This is a genomic window from Serratia sp. S4 (genome assembly GCF_000347995.1).
Classification (GTDB): Bacteria; Pseudomonadota; Gammaproteobacteria; order Enterobacterales; family Enterobacteriaceae; genus Serratia; species Serratia quinivorans.
In genome coordinates this window covers 719,417-740,175 of the sequence record NZ_KB661120.1, presented here as the reverse complement: position 1 = coordinate 740,175, position 20,759 = coordinate 719,417, and the positions used below count along the sequence as shown (strand labels likewise).

The window sequence follows — 20,759 nt, the reverse complement described above, 5'->3', positions numbered from 1 at the left end:
CCGGGAATTAACGGTGTTCTAAAATCTCGAAGCAATAGCTGTGAGAATTCACTTCGTCAGCATCGTGGAACTCGCTGAACGACGTTTCCCATTCATCCGGCTCATAGTCAGGGAAATGGGCGTCGCCACCGACTTCGGCATCGATATGCGTCAGATACATGCGATTGGCGCGCGCCAGGAATTGGCTGTAGATACGCCCACCGCCGATCACCATCACTTCTTCCACATCCCCGGCAGCGGCCAGCGCTTCGTCGATAGACGTGGCCCAGGTCACCCCGGCATCGGTGCCGGCGCGGCTGCTTAACACGATGTTATGGCGGCCCGGCAATGGACGACCAATCGACTCGAAAGTTTTACGGCCCATAATCACCGGTTTATTCAGCGTGTTACGTTTAAACCACGCTAAGTCCGCCGGCAGGTGCCACGGCATGGCGTTTTCCATGCCAATAACGCGATCCGCCGCCAAGGCAGCGATCAGGCTGATAATCATTGTTAAACCCTGTGTAGGCAGCAAAATTGCTCACACTATACGTAAAGCCCCAACTGCCGTCGATAGGCTAATCAAGCAATATGAATATATAAGATAGCTCTTATCAGTATATCTAATAATCAATTTTACCGGCTTGGTCACGCTTAAACGCCAGGGCGTTTCCGGTACAGCCACAACCCGGGTAACGACAGCCCGATCGATAACGCGCCGACGATAAAACAGGCCTTGAGGAGGTTGCTCATCAGGGTGGCCATCAGCGCCTCGCTGTAACCCAAATGCGAAATTTCCACCACCGAGATCATCGCGGTATAGGCCGAAATGCCCGGGAACATCGGGATCACTGCCGCCACGGTAAACACCTTCGGGTGTGCCAGCAGCCAGCGCGACCAGTAAATACCGATCATGCCGATCAAAATCGCCGCCAAAAACGTGGCCCATTCGATGTTCATTCCTGCGTGCATCATCAGCATGCGTGAACCGTGGCCTACTGCGCCAAGCAACGCACAATAACGCAGTGCGCGCACCGGGACGTTGAATACCATGGCAAAACCCAGCGCCGGTACCGCCGCCAGCAGCATGTCCTGCAGCAAAGCCCAAAGCAGATTCATGACCACCCCCGCAGATCCCACAGCGACATTGCCATCACCACGCCAATGCAGGTCGCCAGCGTCAGCAGGCTGGCCATCGCCCAACGCGCCAGCCCGGTATTGATGTGGCCTTTGAACATGTCCGCAACCGCGTTAATCAGCGGAAAGCCCGGCACCAGCAGCAACACGCTGGCAGCCATCGCTACGGTGGAGGTTTCACTGAACATCGGCAACCGCAGCAACAGGCCGGAAACCGAGGTGGCAACAAACGCCGTCAGGCAAAAGTTGATCAGTGGATTCATGTGGCGCGCGGTCAGCATTTGGCGCACGCTCATCGCCAGACCACTGGCGATAAAGGTCACGGCGAACGCCTTCTGATCGCCGCCGTTCAACACGCTAAAGCAGCCACAGGACAGCGCCACCATTAGCACCACCAGCCAGCGCGGATAGCGCAGCGGGCGAATTTTCTCGAAGCGTCGGGCCACGTCGTGCGCGTCCGCCAACCGGTGTTCCGCCAAAATAACGATATGCTGTACCTCGGTCACCATCTGCATATTGATGCCGCGATCGACGTTCTTGCGCGTCGTCGTCAGGCATTCGCCGTGACTGATTGTCGTCAGCACCACCGCATTGGCCGAGATAGAGCTTTCCACGCTGTCCATCCCCAGCGCCAGCCCCAAACGGGTCGATAACTGCTCCACCACCGTGCTTTCGGCGCCGTGCTGTAACAACAGCAAGGCACATTGAATACACAGACGAGTGATTTCACGCTGTTGCCGGTTCAGCTCCGGCGTTTCTGTCGGGGTTGCCTGATGCATTATGCTCCGTCACGTCCGTGAGTGAATATTCATCATAGTGCTACACATTACCTCATTGGGTTGATGCGTATCAGGGGAAGTGGCGTTATTATCAGCGCAATTAGGCCTTTTGTGCAGAGAGTCAAATCATGCTTGAAACTTCGCTGTTCGTTGCCGGTATTGCTACCCTGGGTATGCTGTCGCCCGGCCCGGATTTTTTCATGGTGATCAAGAATGCCGCCCGCTACCCGCGCCTGGCCGCCATGATGACCGCTTTCGGCGTGATCTGCGGCGTCGCGACCCATATGTCTTACTGCGTTGCCGGACTGGCGGTAGTGATCACCACCACCCCATGGCTGTTTAACGTGCTGAAATACGCCGGTGCGGTCTATCTGGTCTGGATTGGCATTCAGGCGCTGTTGTCACGCGGCGGCAGTAAAATGAACGTCAGTAATGTGCCACAGCAGCAGGTGAGTCTGAAAAGTGCCTTTGTGCAGGGCTATCTGTGTAATCTGCTCAATCCGAAGGCCACGCTGTTCTTCCTGGCGGTATTCACTCAGGTATTGCAGATCGACTCCGGGTTGGGTGAAAAACTGTGGTATGCGGGGATTATCCTTGGCCTGTCCGTCCTGTGGTGGCCGGTGCTGGTGTTCCTGATCCAAAGTGGCCCGGTGCGTCGCGGGCTGGAAAAGACCCAGAAGATAGTTGATAAATTGCTGGGCGGGATGTTGATTGCCCTGGGCATCAAAGTCGCACTGAGCTAACTCTTCTAGAATGGGGCGCAGCACCGCGCTGCGCCCACTGGGTTTATCCCTTGGCTTCCACTACCTCATCCTCTGGTGCCTTGCCGTCAATACTGCCACGCCAGCCACTCTGCTGTACCCGTGCCAACCGATTCTGATCCTGCTCGATAGCCGCACTGAGCATCTCTTTGGCCCGTTGCAGACCCGCGAGACGGAATTCGGTATCCTGATAATTCTCCAGCGTTTCCTCGAGCATTTTCAGGTTGTAGCGCCGGAAGGTATCCGCTTTTTCACGTGCCTCGTAAGCATCCAACCCCAACAGTTCCAGCGTTTCGCGACCAATGCGCAACGAGCTTTCAAAGGTTTCACGTTCCGGACTTTCCACCCCTAACTGGCGCAACTGATACCAGTGGTCAACATCACGTGCGCGCGCCACCACTTTCAGGTGTGGGAAATGCCGCTTGGCCAGTTCGGTTAATTGCAGATTGGCCTCCACATCATCGATAGCATTGATCAGTACCTTGGCATGCTCGGCGCCTGCGGCTTCCAGCAGATCGGCGCGGGTGGCATCACCATAAAACACCTTGGTGTCGAATTTGCGCAGCGTTTCAATATGGTCCGGATCGTGATCCAGTACCACGGTATGCACACCATTGGCCAACAGCAAACGGCCGGCGATCTGGCCAAAACGGCCAAATCCGGCAATGATGACGCTGGCATTCTCATCATCGATTTCATCCGCCGGACGTTCATCTTTCGGTGCGTTTTTCTCAATCCTTGCAGCCACCACCAGCAACAGCGGCGTCACCGCCATCGACAAGGCCACCGCCAGCGTCAAGGATTTTGCCCACTCCGGCGGCAATACCCCGGCCAACTGCGCGGCCCCGAAGATCACGAAGGCAAACTCACTGCCCTGACCTAATAAAATGGCGAACATGCCGCGCTGGCGTTTCGGTACGCCAAGCCAGGGAGCAATCAACCACAACAGCGCCGCTTTGATCAGCATAAAACCCAACAGCAGCGAGGCAATCAACAGCGGATGATGGAACAGGGTGCCGAAGTCGATCGACATGCCAACACCGATAAAGAACAGCCCGAGCAGCAGGCCCTTGAACGGCTGAATATCACTTTCCAATGCATGACGGTATTCAGAACTCGCCAGCATCACCCCGGCAAGGAAGGCGCCCATCGCCATCGACAGCCCGGCCATTTCCAGCAGGATGCCAAAGCCAAACACCAGGAACAGCGCCACGGCACTAAAAACTTCACGCATGCCGGAGCGGGCGACAAAGTGCAACAGCGGCCGGGTCACATAGCGGCCGAGCAGCACCACAATCACCAGCGCGCCGACGACCTTGGCCGCCGACAGGGCGAATGTCGCTAACGTGGTGACGGCGCCGCTGCTGGCCAACAATGGGATCATCGCCACCAGCGGGATCGCCGCAATATCCTGGAATAACAGGGCGGCAAACGCGCTGCGACCAATCGGTGAGGGTGTCAGGTTACGTTCACTCATTGCCTGCATGGCTATCGCAGTAGAGGACAACGCCAGCGTCAGGCCAATCAGCAACGCCACCTTCCAGTCCAGCCCGAGGAAATAGCAAAAGGCGCTCAGCGCCAGCCCACAAGCGGCCATCTGGATAATGCCGCCGCCAAATACCGAAGCACGCAGTGTCCACAGCCGTTTCGGATCCAGCTCCAGCCCGATGATAAACAGCATCAGCACCACACCAATCTCGGCAAAGGTGAGGATCGACTCGGCATCAGAGACCAGTTTCAGCCCCCAGGGGCCAATAATACAGCCGGCGATCAGATAACCCAGTACCGACCCCAACCCCAGCCGCACCGCGATCGGCACGAACAGCGCGGCCGATCCCAGATAGATCAGCCCCTCAATCATCATGTGGTGATTATCCATGTTCTACTCCCTGCTCCGCCGGTTCACTGTGTTCCATCAGGTAATCCACCAGCCGGCGCCGGTAGGACTCGCCGGCGGCAATCAGCGCCGGTTCATTGCAGGTAAAGGTGTTATGCACGGCAAAATAGGGCTGCCAGTTCATCCCGCAATACAGCGCCGTGGCCTGCAGCGGCTGCCCCAGAGCGGCAAAGTTGGGGTAATCACCCAGTTCGAAATGATGCTCATCCCCCCCGCTGGTTACCGCCCACAGGACATCTTTGCCCACCAAGGCATCGCCTTCATGGCCGTAAGCCCAGCCGTGTTCCAGCACTTTGTCGATCCACAGTTTCAGCAACGGCGGTTGGCTGTACCACTGCATCGGATGCTGCAGCACCACCAGGTCGGCACGCTCCAGCGCTTGCTGTTCGGCGTTGATATCGATATTGAAATCGGGATACAGCTCATACAGCGAACGGACTTCCACCTCGGGAAGATCCTTGACCGCCTGTAACAGACGGTGGTTGGCATGAGAATGCCGGGGATAAGGATGGGCGTAAATTATCAGGATCATGGTTGTCGTCGTTCCTTCGTTCCTTGCCAATATATCAAGCATATACCAATCACACAGAGTGACAGTTTGCTGAATGATTGATAGCGGAAATTTTTAACGCGAGACAACAAATTGGCTGAAGGAGATAAAAAAAGGGCGCTGCATTGAACTGCAGCGCCCCGATGTTACGGCCTGGGGAGATTACTTACCGATGCGTGCGTGCATCTCCTGCACCGAAGTGACCTGTTCGGTCGGGTCAGCCTTCAGCGCCATCGCGGTGGCGAAGCCGCCGTTCAGGGTAGTGTCGTAATGCACCTTGTACTGCAGCGCACTGCGGCGAATCAGCTTGGAGTCCTCAATCGCCTGACGACCGGCCGTGGTGTTAACGATGTAGGTGTACTCGCCATTCTTGATACGGTCCTGAATGTGCGGACGGCCTTCATGCACCTTGTTGACCAGGCGCGGGTTAATCCCCGCCTCTCCCAGCACCACGGCGGTCCCGTGGGTAGCATCCAGTTCAAAGCCCTGTTTCAGCAGGCTTGCCGCCAGATCCACCACCCGGGCTTTATCGCCTTCACGTACCGACAGCAGTGCACGGCCCTGTTTCTTCATGCCTGACTGGCTGCCGAGCATCGCCTTGGAGAAGGCTTCCGCGAAGGTGCGGCCAACGCCCATCACTTCCCCGGTAGAGCGCATTTCCGGCCCTAAAATCGGGTCGACGCCCGGGAACTTGTTGAACGGCAACACCACTTCTTTCACCGAGTAGTAAGGCGGGATAACTTCTTCCGTTACGCCCTGCTCGGCCAGCGTTTTGCCTGCCATCACGCGTGCCGCCACCTTGGCCAACTGGACGCCGGTCGCCTTGGAGACGAATGGCACGGTACGCGCGGCACGTGGGTTGACTTCAATCAGGTAGACTTCGTTGTTCTTCACCGCAAACTGCACGTTCATCAGACCACGAACCTGCAGCTCGAACGCCAGTTTCTCAACCTGCTGACGCATCACGTCCTGGATCTCTTTGCTCAGGGTGTAGGCCGGCAATGAGCAAGCGGAGTCACCGGAATGCACGCCCGCCTGTTCGATGTGTTCCATGATGCCGCCAATCAGCACCCGCTCGCCGTCGCAAATCGCATCGACGTCGACTTCTACCGCGTCATCCAGGAAGCGGTCCAGCAGCACTGGCGCGTCGTTAGAGACGCTGACCGCGTTCTGGAAGTAACGGCGCAGGTCGATGTCGTCGTAGACGATTTCCATCGCGCGGCCGCCCAGTACGTAGGAAGGACGAACCACCAGCGGGTAGCCGATACCGGCAGCCTTTTCTACCGCCTGTTCGATGGTGGCGACGGTGGCGTTGGCCGGCTGTTTCAGGCCAAGACGCTGTACCGCCTGTTGGAAACGCTCGCGGTCTTCCGCACGGTCAATCGCATCCGGGCTGGTGCCGATAATCGGCACGCCTGCGGCTTCCAGCTCACGCGCCAGCTTCAGCGGGGTCTGGCCACCGTACTGCACGATCACGCCTTTCGGCTTCTCGATACGCACGATTTCCAGCACGTCTTCCAGCGTGACCGGCTCGAAGTACAGACGGTCGGAAGTGTCGTAGTCGGTTGACACGGTTTCCGGGTTACAGTTGACCATAATGGTCTCGTAACCGTCTTCGCGCAGCGCCAGCGAGGCGTGTACACAGCAGTAGTCGAACTCGATGCCCTGGCCGATACGGTTCGGACCGCCGCCCAGTACCATGATTTTCGGACGGTCGTTGGTCGGATTGGACTCGCACTCTTCTTCATAGGTGGAGTACATGTAAGCGGTGTCGGTGGCGAATTCTGCCGCGCAGGTATCCACACGCTTGTAAACCGGGTGCAGCCCATAACCGTGGCGCAGCTTGCGGATTTCGCTTTCGGCAACGCCGGCCAGGGTAGCCAGACGCGCATCGGCGAAGCCTTTACGCTTCAGGGTGCGCAGGAACTCCTGCGTTAAACCGTTAATGCCGGTTTCGGCCACCTGCTCTTCCAGGCGTACCAGTTCTTCAATCTGCACCAGGAACCAGCGGTCGACGTTGGTCAGGTTGAATACGCCGTCCACCGACAGGCCGGCGCGGAAGGCATCGGCGATGTACCAGATGCGGTCAGAGCCGGCATCTTTCAGTTCACGGCGAATCTTGGTCAGCGCTTCCGGGTCGTCCAGGCTTACTTTAGGGTCAAAACCGGTGGCGCCCACTTCCAGACCGCGCAGCGCTTTTTGCAGCGACTCTTGCTGGGTGCGACCAATCGCCATCACTTCGCCGACGGATTTCATTTGGGTGGTCAGACGGTCGTTGGCGCCGGCAAATTTCTCGAAGTTGAAACGAGGAATTTTGGTTACCACGTAGTCGATGGACGGTTCAAACGAGGCCGGCGTACGGCCACCGGTGATATCGTTCATCAGTTCGTCGAGGGTGTAACCCACCGCCAGCTTGGCGGCGATTTTGGCAATCGGGAAGCCGGTGGCTTTCGATGCCAGCGCCGAAGAGCGGGACACGCGCGGGTTCATTTCGATAACGATCAGGCGGCCGGTTTTCGGGTTAACCGAGAACTGCACGTTGGAGCCGCCGGTTTCCACGCCGATTTCACGCAGCACCGCCATCGAGGCGTTACGCATGATTTGGTATTCTTTGTCGGTCAGTGTCTGCGCCGGGGCCACGGTGATGGAGTCACCGGTATGGATGCCCATGGCGTCGAAGTTTTCAATCGAGCAGACGATGATGCAGTTATCATTCTTATCGCGCACCACCTCCATCTCGTACTCTTTCCAGCCAATCAGCGACTCGTCAATCAGCAGCTCTTTGGTCGGTGACAAGTCCAGGCCGCGTTCGCAGATCTCTTCGAACTCTTCGCGGTTATAAGCGATGCCGCCGCCGCTGCCGCCCATGGTAAAGGAAGGACGGATGATGCACGGGAAGCCAACGTCAGCGGCAACCGCCAGCGCTTCTTCCATATTGTGCGCGATACCGGAGCGCGCGGTGTCCAGGCCGATTTTTTTCATCGCCACGTCGAAACGGCGACGGTCTTCAGCTTTATCGATCGCATCAGCGGTGGCGCCAATCATGGTCACGCCAAATTCGGCCAGCACGCCCTGACGTTCCAGCTCCAGCGCGCAGTTCAGTGCGGTTTGGCCGCCCATGGTCGGCAGCACGGCATCCGGGCGCTCTTTTTCGATGATTTTGCGTACTACTTTCCAGTGAATCGGCTCGATGTAGGTCGCATCGGCCATTTCCGGGTCAGTCATGATAGTGGCCGGGTTGGAGTTCACCAAAATAACGCGGTAACCCTCTTCGCGCAGCGCTTTACACGCCTGAGCACCCGAGTAGTCGAACTCACACGCCTGGCCGATAACAATCGGGCCAGCGCCGAGGATCAGGATGCTTTTTATGTCTGTACGTTTTGGCATTTTTACTGCTCCTGATTATTTGGCGTTAGAACGGTAAGTCTCGATCAGTTCGATAAAGTGATCGAACAGCGGCGCGGCATCGTGTGGGCCCGGGCTGGCTTCAGGGTGGCCCTGGAAGCTGAACGCCGCTTTGTCGGTGCGGTGAATGCCCTGCACCGTGTGGTCAAACAAGGATTTGTGCGTTACGCGCAGTTCCGCCGGCAGGTTATTTTCGTCCACGGCAAAACCATGGTTCTGTGCGGTGATCATGACGCAGTCTTTATCCAGGTCTTTTACCGGGTGGTTGCCGCCGTGGTGGCCGAGCTTCATCTTCACGGTTTTCGCGCCGCTGGCCAGTGCCAGCAACTGGTGGCCGAGGCAGATGCCAAACACCGGAATGTCGGTTTCCAGGAACTGCTTGATGGCGGTGATGGCGTAATCACAAGGCTCCGGGTCACCCGGGCCGTTGGACAGGAAAATGCCGTCCGGATCCATCTTCAACACTTCATCTGCCGGGGTCTGTGCCGGCACTACCGTCAGGCGGCAGCCGCGATCCACCAGCATACGCAGGATGTTGCGCTTGGCGCCGAAGTCGTAAGCCACCACGTGGAACGGCAGTTCGGAGGCCGCTTTGGCTTCCGGCAGTTCGCCTTCCAGCGTCCAGCTGCCTTGCTGCCAGCTGTAAGCTTCCTGGGTGGTCACTTCTTTCGCCAGATCCATGCCTTTCAGGCCCGGGAAACCTTTGGCCTTGGCCAAGGCCAGGGCTGCATCCGGGGTATCGGCAGCAATGATGCAACCGTTCTGTGCACCCTTCTCACGCAGCAGACGGGTCAGCTTGCGGGTATCAATATCGGCGATCGCCACGATGTTATGACGCTTCAGGTAGTCAGACAGGCCTTCTTCGTTGCGGTAGTTGCTGGCAATCAGTGGGAGGTCGCGAATGACGAGGCCTTGGGCGTGTACTGCGGAGGATTCTTCGTCAGCAGCATTGGTGCCGACATTGCCGATATGAGGATAAGTAAGAGTAACGATCTGGCGGGAGTAGGAAGGATCAGTGAGGATTTCTTGATAACCGGTCATCGACGTATTGAAGACCACTTCTCCTACTGCCGTACCCTCTGCCCCGATGGCCCGACCGTGGAATTGGGTTCCGTCTTCGAGAACCAATAGCGCTGACTTAATCAAAACACCCTCCAAGGAATAATCAATCACAATATTTGCATATTAATTCAGATATCGCGATCTAAATCAATGCAAAAACCGCCCTCAAGGTCAATTTTTGGCAAATTGGGCGCATTCTAATGATGGGAGCTCCGCTTGTCTACCCAAAGCGCCATTTTTTCTCTTATTTTTGCACTTCTCGACGTTTAATAGGGTTAGCAGCCATAAAAACACCGCTAAACTCGGGTTGGTAAACGGTTGCGGGGATGAATGACAAAAAATCGCAATGATGAAGGCAAAATTCAGGGCAAAAAACATCACCACCAGGAGATTCCGGTTAAAAAACACATGAAAACATATAAAAAAAACCATTATGAAAACAAATAAATGCATAACTCATGTTTTATGTGTTAAAAAAAAGGACAATAAAATTATTGTCCACTAATCATAGTATTATGATCAACACAACCACATCACGATGGTATATAAATCAATTATAACTGGTCAAGATTGAGCACGTCTCGCATATCAAACAGCCCTTTATCACGGTTATGTAACCATGATGCCGCCCGTACCGCTCCGCTGGCAAAAGTCATCCGGCTGGAGGCTTTATGGGTGATCTCAACCCGCTCGCCAATGTCGGCAAACATGGCGGTATGCTCACCCACGATATCGCCTGCACGAACAGTGGCAAAGCCAATGCTCTTCGGATCGCGTTCACCGGTATAACCTTCACGCGCATATACCGCGCACTCTTTAAGATCGCGCCCCAATGCGCCAGCGATAGCCTCACCCATTGCCAACGCCGTGCCCGAAGGGGCATCCACTTTATGGCGATGATGCGCTTCAATAATTTCGATATCGGTATAGTCGCCCATCACCTGAGCGGCTTTTTCCAACAGTTTCAGCACCAGATTGACGCCGACGCTGAAGTTGGCGGCAAAGACGATCCCAATCTGCTGCCCGGCGGCACGGATGGCGTCTTTACCGGCGTCATCAAAGCCGGTAGTGCCAATCACCATGGCTTTTTTATGCTCGACGCAGAAAGCCAGATAGGCCAGAGTGCTTTCCGGGCGGGTGAAGTCGATCAGAATATCGAAATCATCGGCCACCTTTTCCAGACTGTCGCTAACGGTCACGCCCAGTGCGCCAACGCCCGCCAGTTCACCGGCGTCGGTACCGATCAGGCTTGAACCTGGCCGCGATATCGCTGCCCCCAGCACCACACCCGGTGCCTGCTGTACCGCCTGGATCAATTGACGGCCCATACGGCCGCCGGAACCCGCAACCGCGATGCGGATTAATGAATCAGTCATACTTGCTCTCTTGTTGATTTGACGCCTATCCCATTAGGCTATCGGTTCAGGGTAACTGCCTCGCCCTATCACCGCCAGAGGATTCATTTCATAATTAGAAAATTATGATATCTCCCGTATTTCATCAGCAATGCTGTCAATGGGTTAACAATTGACCTAAAAGTGTCTGTTGCCGATTGTACATAATCATGCAATTTCAATGGCTAAACATCGCAGGAAAAAACCCTCATTTCATTCACTAAAACCGGCATGGGTACCACCAATCAGCCGCTTAGCTTAGTATATGCCTTAACTGCCGCTTTATTGCCTGAGAGCCACACGGATGAAAACCGCACCCACGACCCTATCGGAAACCCTGACGCAAGATTTGGCACGCCGTATTATCAGGGGCGACTTGCCGCCCGGGCTGTCGTTGCCGGGGGAAAATGAGCTGGCACAGCAGTACGAGGTTTCACGCACCTCGGTACGCAATGCCTTGCAGGTGCTGGCCGCAAAAGGGCTGATTTCCATCCAGGCCAAGAAGCGCAGTACGGTTAACTCACGCCAGCAGTGGAGCTTTTTAGATACCGATGTTCTGGCCTGGCTGGCAGAAGACAGCCTCGATCCGTTGTTGATTGAACAGCTAATGGTCACTCGTTTGATCTTTGAACCCAATATCGCCGCGCTAGCGGCGGTTAATGCCACCGGTCATGATTTGGCGGCGCTCGAAGATGCCTGCAAGTTGATGGCGCAAGGGCAGCAACAAGCCAGCCGCGAACTGTTCGAACAGGGCGATATGGCATTTCATCTCGCTTTACTGGGTGCCAGCCATAACCCCTTTTTACATTCATTAGGCAGTGCGCTGTCCGCCGCAATGGCCCTCTCTTTTCAGCAAACGCTGGAAGAGGACGTACGCCTGGCCCAAAAAGCCGTCGAAGAACACCAACAGCTGCTGGAGGCTATTCGCTTCAAGCAGGTGGAGAATGCGCGCCAATGCATGCGTGTCATTCTGCTCAACGCGGCCAGAAAGAATAATTGGCATAAACAGCCGGAAATGTTCGCTCATATCCTCTAAAAACCCTCCTTTGCTGTAATTTCGATCAATCTCACAGTTCCCGAGTGCTTTTGGCCTTAGCATTCTTGTATTACAAGATATCTAATTTTGTATTACCTGAATGAATAATAACTGAACGGCTTACGTCTGGGGCGGGCTTCACCGACAGTTCGGTGCCAGCGCTTTCCGCATAAAAAATAACGCATTGAATAAAAAGGTGTTGTTATGAAAAAAATCGCTGTTCCCGCCAAAACTAACCGGCAAACCCTGCAGGTTTGCTTTCTCGCCGCCTTAGCAGGACTGCTGTTTGGCCTGGATATGGGGGTAATCGCCGGTGCATTGCCGTTCCTGGCCCACGAATTCAGCCTGTCCAGCCAACAGCAGGAAATCGTGGTCAGCATTATGATGCTCGGTGCCGCACTCGGGGCACTGGGCAGCGGGCCGATGTCTTCCCGCCTTGGCCGTAAAAAAAGCCTGTTGTTGAGCGCCGTGTTGTTTGTCGTCGGCTCTGTCGGTTGCGCCATTGCCCTTAATCTCGAAGTGTTGGTTATTTCGCGCTTTATTCTGGGTTTAGCCGTCGGCGTAGCGTCGTTCACTGCTCCACTGTACCTGTCGGAAATCGCCCCGGAACGAATTCGCGGCAGCATGATCTCGCTTTATCAATTGATGATTACTATCGGCATTCTGGCGGCCTTCCTGTCTGACACCGCCTTCAGCGCCGGAGGTCACTGGCGCTGGATGCTGGGTATTATCACATTCCCCGCCATCATCCTGTTTATTGGCGTGGTGACGCTGCCGGAAAGTCCGCGCTGGTTAGCCATGAAAGGCCGCAGCGAGCTGGCCTCAAAGGTGCTCATGCTGCTACGTAACTCGGATGATGAAGCCCGCGTGGAACTGGACCAAATCCGTGAAAGTCTGCAAATGAAGCAACGCGGCTGGCAACTGTTTCGCCACAATGCCAACTTCCGCCGTTCCACCTGTCTTGGCATCTTGCTGCAATTTATGCAGCAGTTCACCGGCATGACGATAATCATGTACTACGCACCGAAGATCTTTGAAATCGCCGGTTTCTCCACCACCAGCGAACAAATGTGGTGCACCGTGATCGCCGGGTTGACCAACGTGCTGGCTACCTTTATCGCTATCGCGCTGGTCGATCGTTGGGGACGCAAGCCAATGCTCAAGCTGGGTTTCGGTGTGATGGCCATTTGCATGGGCACCCTGGGTTATATGTTCCACACCGGCATCAGCAATCCAGCAGAACAATACGCAGCGGTTATGGTGCTGCTGATTTTCATCACCGGCTTTGCCATGAGTGCAGGCCCCTTGATTTGGGTATTGTGCTCCGAGATCCAACCGCTGGCCGGACGCGATTTTGGCGTTACCTGCTCCACCATGGCCAACTGGATGGCCAATATGATCATCGGCGCTACCTTCCTGACGCTGATCGACACCGTCGGCAGTGCCGGTACTTTCTGGCTTTATGCTGGGCTCAACCTGTTCTGTATCTTGCTGACGTTATGGCTGGTGCCAGAAACCAAGAATATCTCGCTTGAACACATCGAAAAAAACCTGATGAACGGTGTTGCCCTGCGCCACATCGGCAAATCACCGCAGCCGAAGGCTGATGTTCGCTCCTTGAATACGCCGGTATAACCCGACTAATAAATCTGAGGAACCGCTCATGAAGTTGACGACGGAAAAGCAGACGGTGAAGCAAGCCGTTGAAACACAGGTCTACGGTAAGATCACACGCCGCCTGATCCCTTTTTTGATCCTGTGTTATTTCTTCGCTTACCTGGACCGCGTTAACGTCGGGTTCGCCAAGCTGCATATGCAGGATGCTTTGAACTTCAGCGATACCGTCTATGGCCTGGGCGCCGGTATCTTCTTCATTGGTTATTTTATTTTTGAGTTGCCCAGCAATCTGCTGATGCAACGCTTTGGGCCACGATTCTGGATAGCCCGCATCATGGCGACCTGGGCAGTACTGTCAGCTGCCATGATGTTTGTCACCACCCCCACCAGCTTTTACGTATTGCGCTTTCTGCTCGGCGTGGCCGAAGCCGGTTTCTTCCCTGGCATCGTGTTCTATTTAACCCTGTGGTTTCCCTCATGGCGTTCCGCCCGCACTCTGGGGCTGTTTATTCTGGTCACGCCGCTGTCGGTGATCATCGGCAGCCCGCTTTCAGGTTTGATCCTCAAGCTGTTTGAAAACGTCGGCGGCTTGCATAACTGGCAGTGGCTGTTCCTGATTGAGGCAATCCCGTCTTTACTCCTGGCCTTTGTGGTGTTGCGTTACCTGGATAACAATGTGGCCGAAGCCAAATGGTTAACTGCCGCAGAGAAAAACCTGGTGCAGGCCGATCTGGCTAAAGATCAGGCCAACCGCGACCGGGCGGCCAACGGCAAAGCGGCTCACAGTCTGAAAGAGATGCTGGCTAACCGCTACGTCTGGCTATTGGCATTGATTTTCTTCAGTTTTAATGTCGGCTACTACGGCATCAGTTTCTGGCTACCTTCCATCATCAAAACCTCAGGCATCAGCGACGATTTACAAATCGGCCTGCTGGCGGCCCTGCCCTACGTGTTTGGCGCGTTGTTTATGATATGGAACAGCCGTCATTCCGATCTGAAACAGGAGCGGCGCTGGCATATTGCCATTCCGGCGGTGATTGGCTGCATCGGGCTAACCCTCAGTGCTTACTGCAGCGGCTCGACCTTCTGGATGATGACCTGGATCTGCGTTGCCATGTCCGGCACCCTGGCGCTAATCCCCACCTATATCAGCCTGCCGGGCGCATTGCTTTCCGGCACTGCGGCGGCGGCCGGTATCGCACTGGTGAATTCGGTCGGCAACCTCGCCGGGTTCTTCGGCCCCACGGTACTCGGCTGGCTGAAAGACCAAACCGGCCAGACTGACAGTGGACTGTATATTTTGGCGGGCTTCCTGCTGCTGTGCGCCCCGTTGATCTTCATGCTTCCGGCCAGATTGATAAACCCAAAGATCAAACCGCATCAGGCGACTCAGCCTGATACCGAAGGCCCTTTAAATATCACTGAGAGATTTTAATTATGAGCGGATGTGGAACCTGTGGCGGCGGCAGTTGCGGCGCGCATTTTAACCCAATCCTCGAGGGTGATGACGGTGCGCTGAAACGTGCGCTGTATAAATCGATGGGCCACAGCGACGAACAACTGCGACGCCCGGTGATCGCCGTGGTCAACAGTTATACCAATGCCACCGCCGGCCACGTCAACCTCAATGAACTGACGGCCAGGGTGTTACAGGGCATTGAAGAAGCCGGCGGTGTCGGCATGGTGTTCGGCACTATCGCCCCCTGCGACGGTATTGCCGAAGGACATCTTGGCATGCGCTACATCCTGGCCGCCCGCGAGGTGATCACCGCCTCAATTGAAGTGATGATGCGCGCCCATCGTTTCGACGGCATGGTACTGCTGGGATCCTGCGACAAAATTGTGCCTGCCATGCTGATGGCGGCGGCACGGCTGGACGTTCCGGCGATCATCGTCAACGGGGGGCCGATGTATCCAGCGGAATATAAAGGCAAGCACTGGGACGGCAACATCGTCACCGAAGCCATCGGCTGGAAAAAACGCGGCGAAATCGATGAGGCGGAATTCGCTCATATCGAAAATATCGCCGAGCCCGGCCCCGGCTCCTGCACCATGTACGGTACGGCTAACACCATGTGCTGTATCGGCGAAGTTTTGGGTATGAGCCTGCCGGGTAGCAGCACACTGCCGGCGGTGTCAACAGAGCGGCGCGAATGCGCTGTCGAAACCGGCCGCCAGGCGGTGGCGCTGGTGCTCAATGGCATCAACGCGCGACAGATCATCACCGCGGCGTCGATCCGCAATGCGATGGTTTATCTGTTGGCCACCGGCGGTTCCACCAATGCCATTCTGCATCTGCAAGCCATTCACTACGAAGCGGAATTGGGGCATCTGCCGCTGTCCGCCTTTGATGAACTGAGCCATCAGGTGCCACTGGTCGCCTCACTCTACCCGGCCTCCGAGCATGACATGATTGATTTCTGGGAGGCGGGCGGCGTACCGGCGGTCGAAGTTGAGATTGCCAAACTGCTCGACCTTAACGCCTTGACCGTCACCGGCAAAACCAAGGCTGAGCTAGTGGCGAAGACCCGGCCGAGCCGACGTCCTGAGGTCATCCACACCCTGGCCATTCCGGTGCGCAATGAAGCCGGCGTTGCCGTGCTGCACGGCAACCTGTCGCCGCTCGGCTGCGTGGTGAAGCCTGCGGCCGTGCCGGAAAATTTGATGCGTTTTAGTGGCCCCGCCGTGGTGTTCAACAGCGAGCAGGAATCGGTCGACGCCATTATGTCCGGCCAGATTAAACCGGGCAGTGCCCTGGTGTTGCGTTATGAAGGGCCTAAAGGCGGCCCCGGCATGCCGGAAATGTATAAACCGATGAAATCACTGGAAGGTATGGGCCTGTCCGACAGTTGCGCCTTGATCACCGATGGTCGTTTCTCCGGTTCCAACCGCGGGCTGTTTGTCGGCCACATTTCACCTGAGGCGGTGGAGGGCGGCGAACTGGCACTGGTGCAGAACGGAGACCCGATCTCCATCGATATTCCTGCTCGTACCCTAACGCTGCATGTCAGCGAGAGCGAACTGATCCTGCGACGTAAAAACTGGCAACCGGTGGATAAAGAAGTGCCACGCGGTTTCCTGCGACTTTATCGCCGCTGGGCAATGCCGGCCGCGCAGGGTGCCGTACTGGCTGACCGGGAGGAAGAATAATGAGCCGTTATCAAGCCGCAGATATTTGCGGCGTCAATCCTATTGTCGCTATGCCGTTTAGGGCTGACGGCGAGATAGATGAGAAAAGTTTTGTGCGATTGTTGGAGCATTTAGCCGCCACCGGCGTTCAGGGAACGACGCTGTTTGGTATCGCCAGTGAGTTCCCTAAACTGGACGACCGCGAACGCGCTCGGCTGGCGGAAATATTTATCGCCACGCTGGCGGGTGCCCCACTGTACCGCGCGATCTCAGTCACCGATCACAGCAGCGAAGTCGCCGTTAAACGCGCTCGTCATTATCAACAACTGGGGGCGGACGCGTTGATGCTGCTGCCGCCATTTTTCCTGCAGCCCAGTCCGCAGGCGATCCAACAGCACATCTTTGCCGTACTGGATGCCGTAGACATCCCGGTGATGGTGCAATACGCGCCGGGTGAAACCGGATTGCCGATCACGCCTCAACAATTGGCTGACGTGGCGGCACGCTACCCCCATGCGGTGTTTAAGATAGAGTGCAACCCGCCGGTGGATTACACCAAAGAATTTCTGCAACTGGCGCCGCAAGCCAGCGTGTTAAACGGCTATGCCGGACTTTATATGTTGCCAATGCTGGCGGCGGGGGGCAAAGGCGTGATGCCCGGCTGTTCATTCAGTGAGGTATACCTGCGCATTTATCACCACTGGCAAGTCGGTGAAGCTGAACAGGCACAAAGGCTGCATCAGGCACTCTTGCCTTACATTCAGCGCTGGATGAGCCACTGCGAATACATTATTCAGGTTGAGAAGACGATTCTGCAGCGGCGCAATATCATTGCCACCGATTACTGCCGTCACCCCGGCTGGCAACTCACCGCAGACGATCACCTGATGATCGACCGGTTTTTAGGCCAGTTTTCTCTTTAGCAAAACAGCCCTTGCCGAGGTTTATATGCTTATCGACAAATCCGGACGAGTGGTGATCGTCACCGGTGCCAGCCAGGGCATAGGTCTGGCTATTACCAAGGCCTTTCTCGCTAACGGCGATAGCGTTATGGGTTGCGCCGAACCAGCCCTGGAGAAAGCCCCCCATGCCCAGCAATTGCGGCGCGAGTACCCGCAACATTTTTTCTACGACTCGGTGGATGTCACGCAGACCACCGAGATCAAACGTTTTGTCGCCAATGCTGAGCAACGGTTCCATCGTATCGATATTGTGGTTTCCAACGCCGGTAAAAACGTTTTCAAAGGTATTGATTGCGAAGAAGAAGACTGGACACATAACTTCAATCTCAATCTGCGCTCACATTGGTATCTGGCCAAATGTGCCCGTGCGGCCCTGACCCAAAGCCGGGGCGTGATCCTGGTGATCACCTCCAACCACGCATTTTCCACCCTGCCGGGCTGTGCGCCGTATAACATCAGCAAGCGGGCACTACTCTCCCTGGTACAAAGCCTGACTATCGAGTGGGGTCCGGCGATCCGCACTCTGGGGATTGCTCCTGGTTTTATCGATACCGAAGGCAACCAAACCTGGTTCGATAGTCACCCAGATGCCAAACTGGCGCGGGAAAGAACCGTTAACAAGCACCCGGTCGGCCGCCTGGGAGCACCTGAAGAAGTCGGTGATTTGTGTTTGTTTCTCGCCAGTGAACACGCGGGATTTATCGCAGGCACCACGATTGTGATGGACGGAGGACGCAGTGCCATCATGCAGGATGAAGACCCCGACTAACTGAAAGAAAAGCGGGGAGCCAAAGCCCCCCGTTCGACAGACCATTCAACCGGCTAGGTTAACGTAGCCACCTCGTCGGCGATTGCCATCAGTGCATCATGACGGGCGTAATCGGCCTGCACTACCGCAGCACGCTGCCGATAAGCCGGCTGCGCCAGAATTTGCTGCACCGCCTGACGCAACTGCTCCTCATCCGGGGTGCTGGTATGCAGGCTAATGCCGCAGCCCGCGGCCACCACTCTGGCGGCGGCTTCGAGTTTATCCTCGCCGGTTCCAGCGACAATCAATGGTACTCCCTGATCCAGGGCGTAGTTGATTGAGCCATAGCCACCGTTGGTGATCAGCAGCGCCGCCTGCGGCAGCCAGTGTTCGAAAGAGATAAACTCCCGCGCTCTGGCGTTAGCGGGTAACAGCGCCAACAGTGGGTCGACGGCACGCCCACCAGTGGTCGCCAATACCCGTACCGGCAATTCAGCCAGTGCTTTCAGCGTCGGGACAATCAACTGGTGCAGATCGACATTCGCCAGCGTCCCCTGCGAAACAATCACCAACGGCCGCAGGTCGGCCTCGTCCCATTCATCGGTGGCTTCAACCGCCGCCACCGTGCTGCGCAGCGGCCCGATAAAGCGCACGCTGTCCGGCAGATCTTCGCGTTGATACTCCAGCGCCGGAGTGGCCAGTTGCAAAAAGCGATCGCAGCCGCCAATCAACGCATCGGTAAAAGGCTGTTGCAGCGGCCGGCCACCAGATTGTGCCATCGCAATATCAAAACTCCGTTGCACCTCATCAATTAACGCGCGAGTGTCTTCGTCCACCAACTGCTCTCGCTGCAGCTCTCGTGGCAACAGCGCAGGAGGAATACGCGGCCCATAGAAGATTGAATCCCTTGAGGAATACGACAACGGCGTTACCCCAATGCCAATCACCGGTGGACGATCCGTCCTCTGTAACAACGGTAGCACCCCATAAAAGCAGTTTTCCACGATCAACAGATCAGGAGTCTCGGCAGCCATCACGCTGCGTAACTGCTGATCCAACAACGGGATCGGGGCGGCAAAGAAGTCTTTCAGCGCCAGTGCCATCTGTGCATTGCCCGGGGGTAGCGCAGCCCGTTCGGGAAAGTGCTGCTCAAGATAGCGATAGTCGAAATCTACCCGCTCATCAAAGGCGATAAACTGCGCGCCTGCTGCCTCAGCACGTTGACGAAACAGCGCACCGGTCATCACCCGCACCTGATGCCCTTGCTCAATCAAGTACCGGGCAATGCTCAGCATCGGATAAACGTGGCCGGGCGTGGCCACTGCGGTCATCAGAATACTTGCCATAGGGATTAAACCTCTGCGTTGGCCGGCTTCAGTGCCTGATTGGCGCACACCGGGTTGCTCTGAATATGCACCCGCTGCAAATGGCGAGCAGAACGCGCGGTAAAGCCTTCGCGCCCGTGTAACAACGAGAAGTTATCCGCTATCACCACGTCTCCCTGCTGCCATTGATGGGCGTAATAATGACGCGGATCGTAGAGATGCTGTTGCAGGATCTGATGAAATGCCTCCTGCTGCTCCTGTGGCACCCCGTGATATTCCAGCGCGTGCTGGTTAAGGAACTTTTTGCCTTCGGTCGGCGGCTCGTTGTAGCGCATGATCTGCCCATTGCCGTTCGGATGATCCACTACCAGCGGCGAACGAACCTCACCGCCGTAATGCACCACCTGCTTAATGCGATAAGAGATCGACACTTCCCGCCACTGCGCCAACAAAGACTCATCGGCATTAGCCAGCAGGCACGTGGTGTCGACAAAAGTGGTGCGGCCGCCTTCATCCTGTGAAGGTGCTGCCACACAATGGAACAGCTGGAATTCCGGAATGGTCGGCTTGTACATGCCATCCCAATGCAACGGCACATAGCTGCTGTCGAAAATATGATCTTTGGCATCCGGATGCTCTTTCACGTCCAGCACCGCTCCGAACGGCCACATCATGATTTCGCCCCAGCCTTCGGCATAGCGGGTTAGTAACTGCGGATCGGTAAAACCAGAGTCGAAGCCGCGCAGCACCAGCAGGTGATGCTGCTGGGCCAGTGAACGAAGCGCTGCCACCGGCAGTTCGCGAATAGATTGGCCAGGATACTGCGGGGTCAGCACTGCGCCAAAAGGGGTATTAAGTTCAATGCGGCAGTTCAGCGTTTGATTTTCCATGGGTCACTCTCCTTGAATCGAATTTGCTGCTCACACGGCCACCGTGCCGTTAAAAGACGCCCGTTAAAGTGGCGGGCGCAAGATGCTG

17 protein-coding genes are annotated in these 20,759 nt (G+C 56.1%); 7 read left to right on the top strand and 10 right to left on the bottom strand.

Translation table 11 applies throughout. The annotated features are described in order from the left end of the window. Nucleotides 1–7: 7 nt before the first annotated feature. From folA to SERS4_RS0104070, 3 genes are all read right to left on the bottom strand, one after another. Entirely contained in the window at nucleotides 8–490 is a 483-nt protein-coding gene (folA, locus tag SERS4_RS0104080) for a type 3 dihydrofolate reductase (RefSeq protein WP_012005171.1), read from the bottom strand. 143 nt (nucleotides 491–633) lie between these two features. Beyond that, nucleotides 634–1,098 (bottom strand): threonine/serine exporter, encoded by a 465-nt coding sequence (locus SERS4_RS0104075; protein WP_017891577.1) that lies wholly within the window; start codon nucleotides 1,096–1,098, stop codon nucleotides 634–636. Continuing rightward, the gene (locus SERS4_RS0104070; RefSeq protein WP_012005169.1) at nucleotides 1,095–1,895 is read right to left on the bottom strand and encodes a threonine/serine exporter ThrE family protein; all 801 of its coding nucleotides are present in this window, start codon (nucleotides 1,893–1,895) and stop codon (nucleotides 1,095–1,097) included. Before SERS4_RS0104070 ends, SERS4_RS0104075 begins: the two co-directional genes overlap by 4 nt. 128 nt (nucleotides 1,896–2,023) lie before the next feature. Between SERS4_RS0104070 and SERS4_RS0104065 the strand changes: the two genes are divergently transcribed. Then, on the top strand, nucleotides 2,024–2,638 hold the full coding sequence (locus SERS4_RS0104065; RefSeq protein ID WP_017891576.1) for a LysE family translocator: 615 nt from the start codon (nucleotides 2,024–2,026) through the stop codon (nucleotides 2,636–2,638). 43 nt (nucleotides 2,639–2,681) lie between these two features. On the opposite strand, the gene kefC is transcribed toward SERS4_RS0104065, so the two are convergent. From kefC to dapB, 5 genes are all read right to left on the bottom strand, one after another. Next, nucleotides 2,682–4,535: a glutathione-regulated potassium-efflux system protein KefC gene (gene kefC / locus SERS4_RS0104060; protein ID WP_012005167.1), complete on the bottom strand. Its 1,854-nt coding sequence runs from the start codon at nucleotides 4,533–4,535 to the stop codon at nucleotides 2,682–2,684. Beyond that, complete coding sequence (gene kefF, locus SERS4_RS0104055; protein ID WP_017891575.1) at nucleotides 4,528–5,085, bottom strand: glutathione-regulated potassium-efflux system oxidoreductase KefF; 558 nt, start codon at nucleotides 5,083–5,085, stop codon at nucleotides 4,528–4,530. The genes kefC and kefF overlap by 8 nt, the downstream gene beginning before the upstream one ends. Nucleotides 5,086–5,265: 180 nt before the next feature. Beyond that, nucleotides 5,266–8,490, bottom strand: a complete 3,225-nt coding sequence (carB, locus tag SERS4_RS0104050; protein ID WP_012005165.1) for a carbamoyl-phosphate synthase large subunit — start codon at nucleotides 8,488–8,490, stop codon at nucleotides 5,266–5,268. Between the two features lie 15 nt (nucleotides 8,491–8,505). Continuing rightward, nucleotides 8,506–9,654, bottom strand: a complete 1,149-nt coding sequence (gene carA, locus SERS4_RS0104045; protein ID WP_026142192.1) for a glutamine-hydrolyzing carbamoyl-phosphate synthase small subunit — start codon at nucleotides 9,652–9,654, stop codon at nucleotides 8,506–8,508. A 470-nt stretch (nucleotides 9,655–10,124) separates the two neighbouring features. Continuing rightward, complete coding sequence (gene dapB, locus SERS4_RS0104035) at nucleotides 10,125–10,946, bottom strand: 4-hydroxy-tetrahydrodipicolinate reductase (RefSeq protein WP_017891572.1); 822 nt, start codon at nucleotides 10,944–10,946, stop codon at nucleotides 10,125–10,127. 322 nt (nucleotides 10,947–11,268) lie between these two features. Here dapB and SERS4_RS0104030 point away from each other — a divergent pair, with 322 nt between their 5' ends. The 6 genes from SERS4_RS0104030 (at nucleotide 11,269) to SERS4_RS0104005 (ending at nucleotide 18,477) form a co-directional block, all read left to right on the top strand. Then, nucleotides 11,269–12,000 carry a FadR/GntR family transcriptional regulator gene (locus SERS4_RS0104030; protein ID WP_012005162.1) on the top strand — a complete coding sequence of 244 codons (732 nt, stop codon included), beginning with the start codon at nucleotides 11,269–11,271 and terminating at the stop codon, nucleotides 11,998–12,000. Nucleotides 12,001–12,204: 204 nt separating this feature from the next. Then, nucleotides 12,205–13,635: a sugar porter family MFS transporter gene (locus SERS4_RS0104025; protein WP_017891571.1), complete on the top strand. Its 1,431-nt coding sequence runs from the start codon at nucleotides 12,205–12,207 to the stop codon at nucleotides 13,633–13,635. Nucleotides 13,636–13,663: 28 nt separating this feature from the next. Beyond that, nucleotides 13,664–15,052: an MFS transporter gene (locus SERS4_RS0104020; protein WP_017891570.1), complete on the top strand. Its 1,389-nt coding sequence runs from the start codon at nucleotides 13,664–13,666 to the stop codon at nucleotides 15,050–15,052. 2 nt (nucleotides 15,053–15,054) lie between these two features. Beyond that, nucleotides 15,055–16,767, top strand: a complete 1,713-nt coding sequence (gene ilvD, locus SERS4_RS0104015; RefSeq protein WP_017891569.1) for a dihydroxy-acid dehydratase — start codon at nucleotides 15,055–15,057, stop codon at nucleotides 16,765–16,767. Next, a complete protein-coding gene (locus SERS4_RS0104010) occupies nucleotides 16,767–17,669 on the top strand; it encodes a dihydrodipicolinate synthase family protein (protein ID WP_017891568.1) in 903 nt (300 codons plus the stop codon). Before ilvD ends, SERS4_RS0104010 begins: the two co-directional genes overlap by 1 nt. Nucleotides 17,670–17,694: 25 nt before the next feature. Next, nucleotides 17,695–18,477, top strand: a complete 783-nt coding sequence (locus SERS4_RS0104005) for an SDR family NAD(P)-dependent oxidoreductase (protein WP_012005157.1) — start codon at nucleotides 17,695–17,697, stop codon at nucleotides 18,475–18,477. A 53-nt stretch (nucleotides 18,478–18,530) separates the two neighbouring features. Here SERS4_RS0104005 and SERS4_RS0104000 read toward each other — a convergent pair whose 3' ends face one another. Together SERS4_RS0104000 and SERS4_RS0103995 are read right to left on the bottom strand one after the other, a co-directional pair. After that, nucleotides 18,531–19,787: a glycosyltransferase gene (locus tag SERS4_RS0104000; protein ID WP_026142190.1), complete on the bottom strand. Its 1,257-nt coding sequence runs from the start codon at nucleotides 19,785–19,787 to the stop codon at nucleotides 18,531–18,533. Between the two features lie 20 nt (nucleotides 19,788–19,807). Continuing rightward, on the bottom strand, nucleotides 19,808–20,671 hold the full coding sequence (locus tag SERS4_RS0103995) for a TauD/TfdA family dioxygenase (protein ID WP_017891566.1): 864 nt from the start codon (nucleotides 20,669–20,671) through the stop codon (nucleotides 19,808–19,810). Between the last annotated feature and the right edge of the window lie 88 nt (nucleotides 20,672–20,759).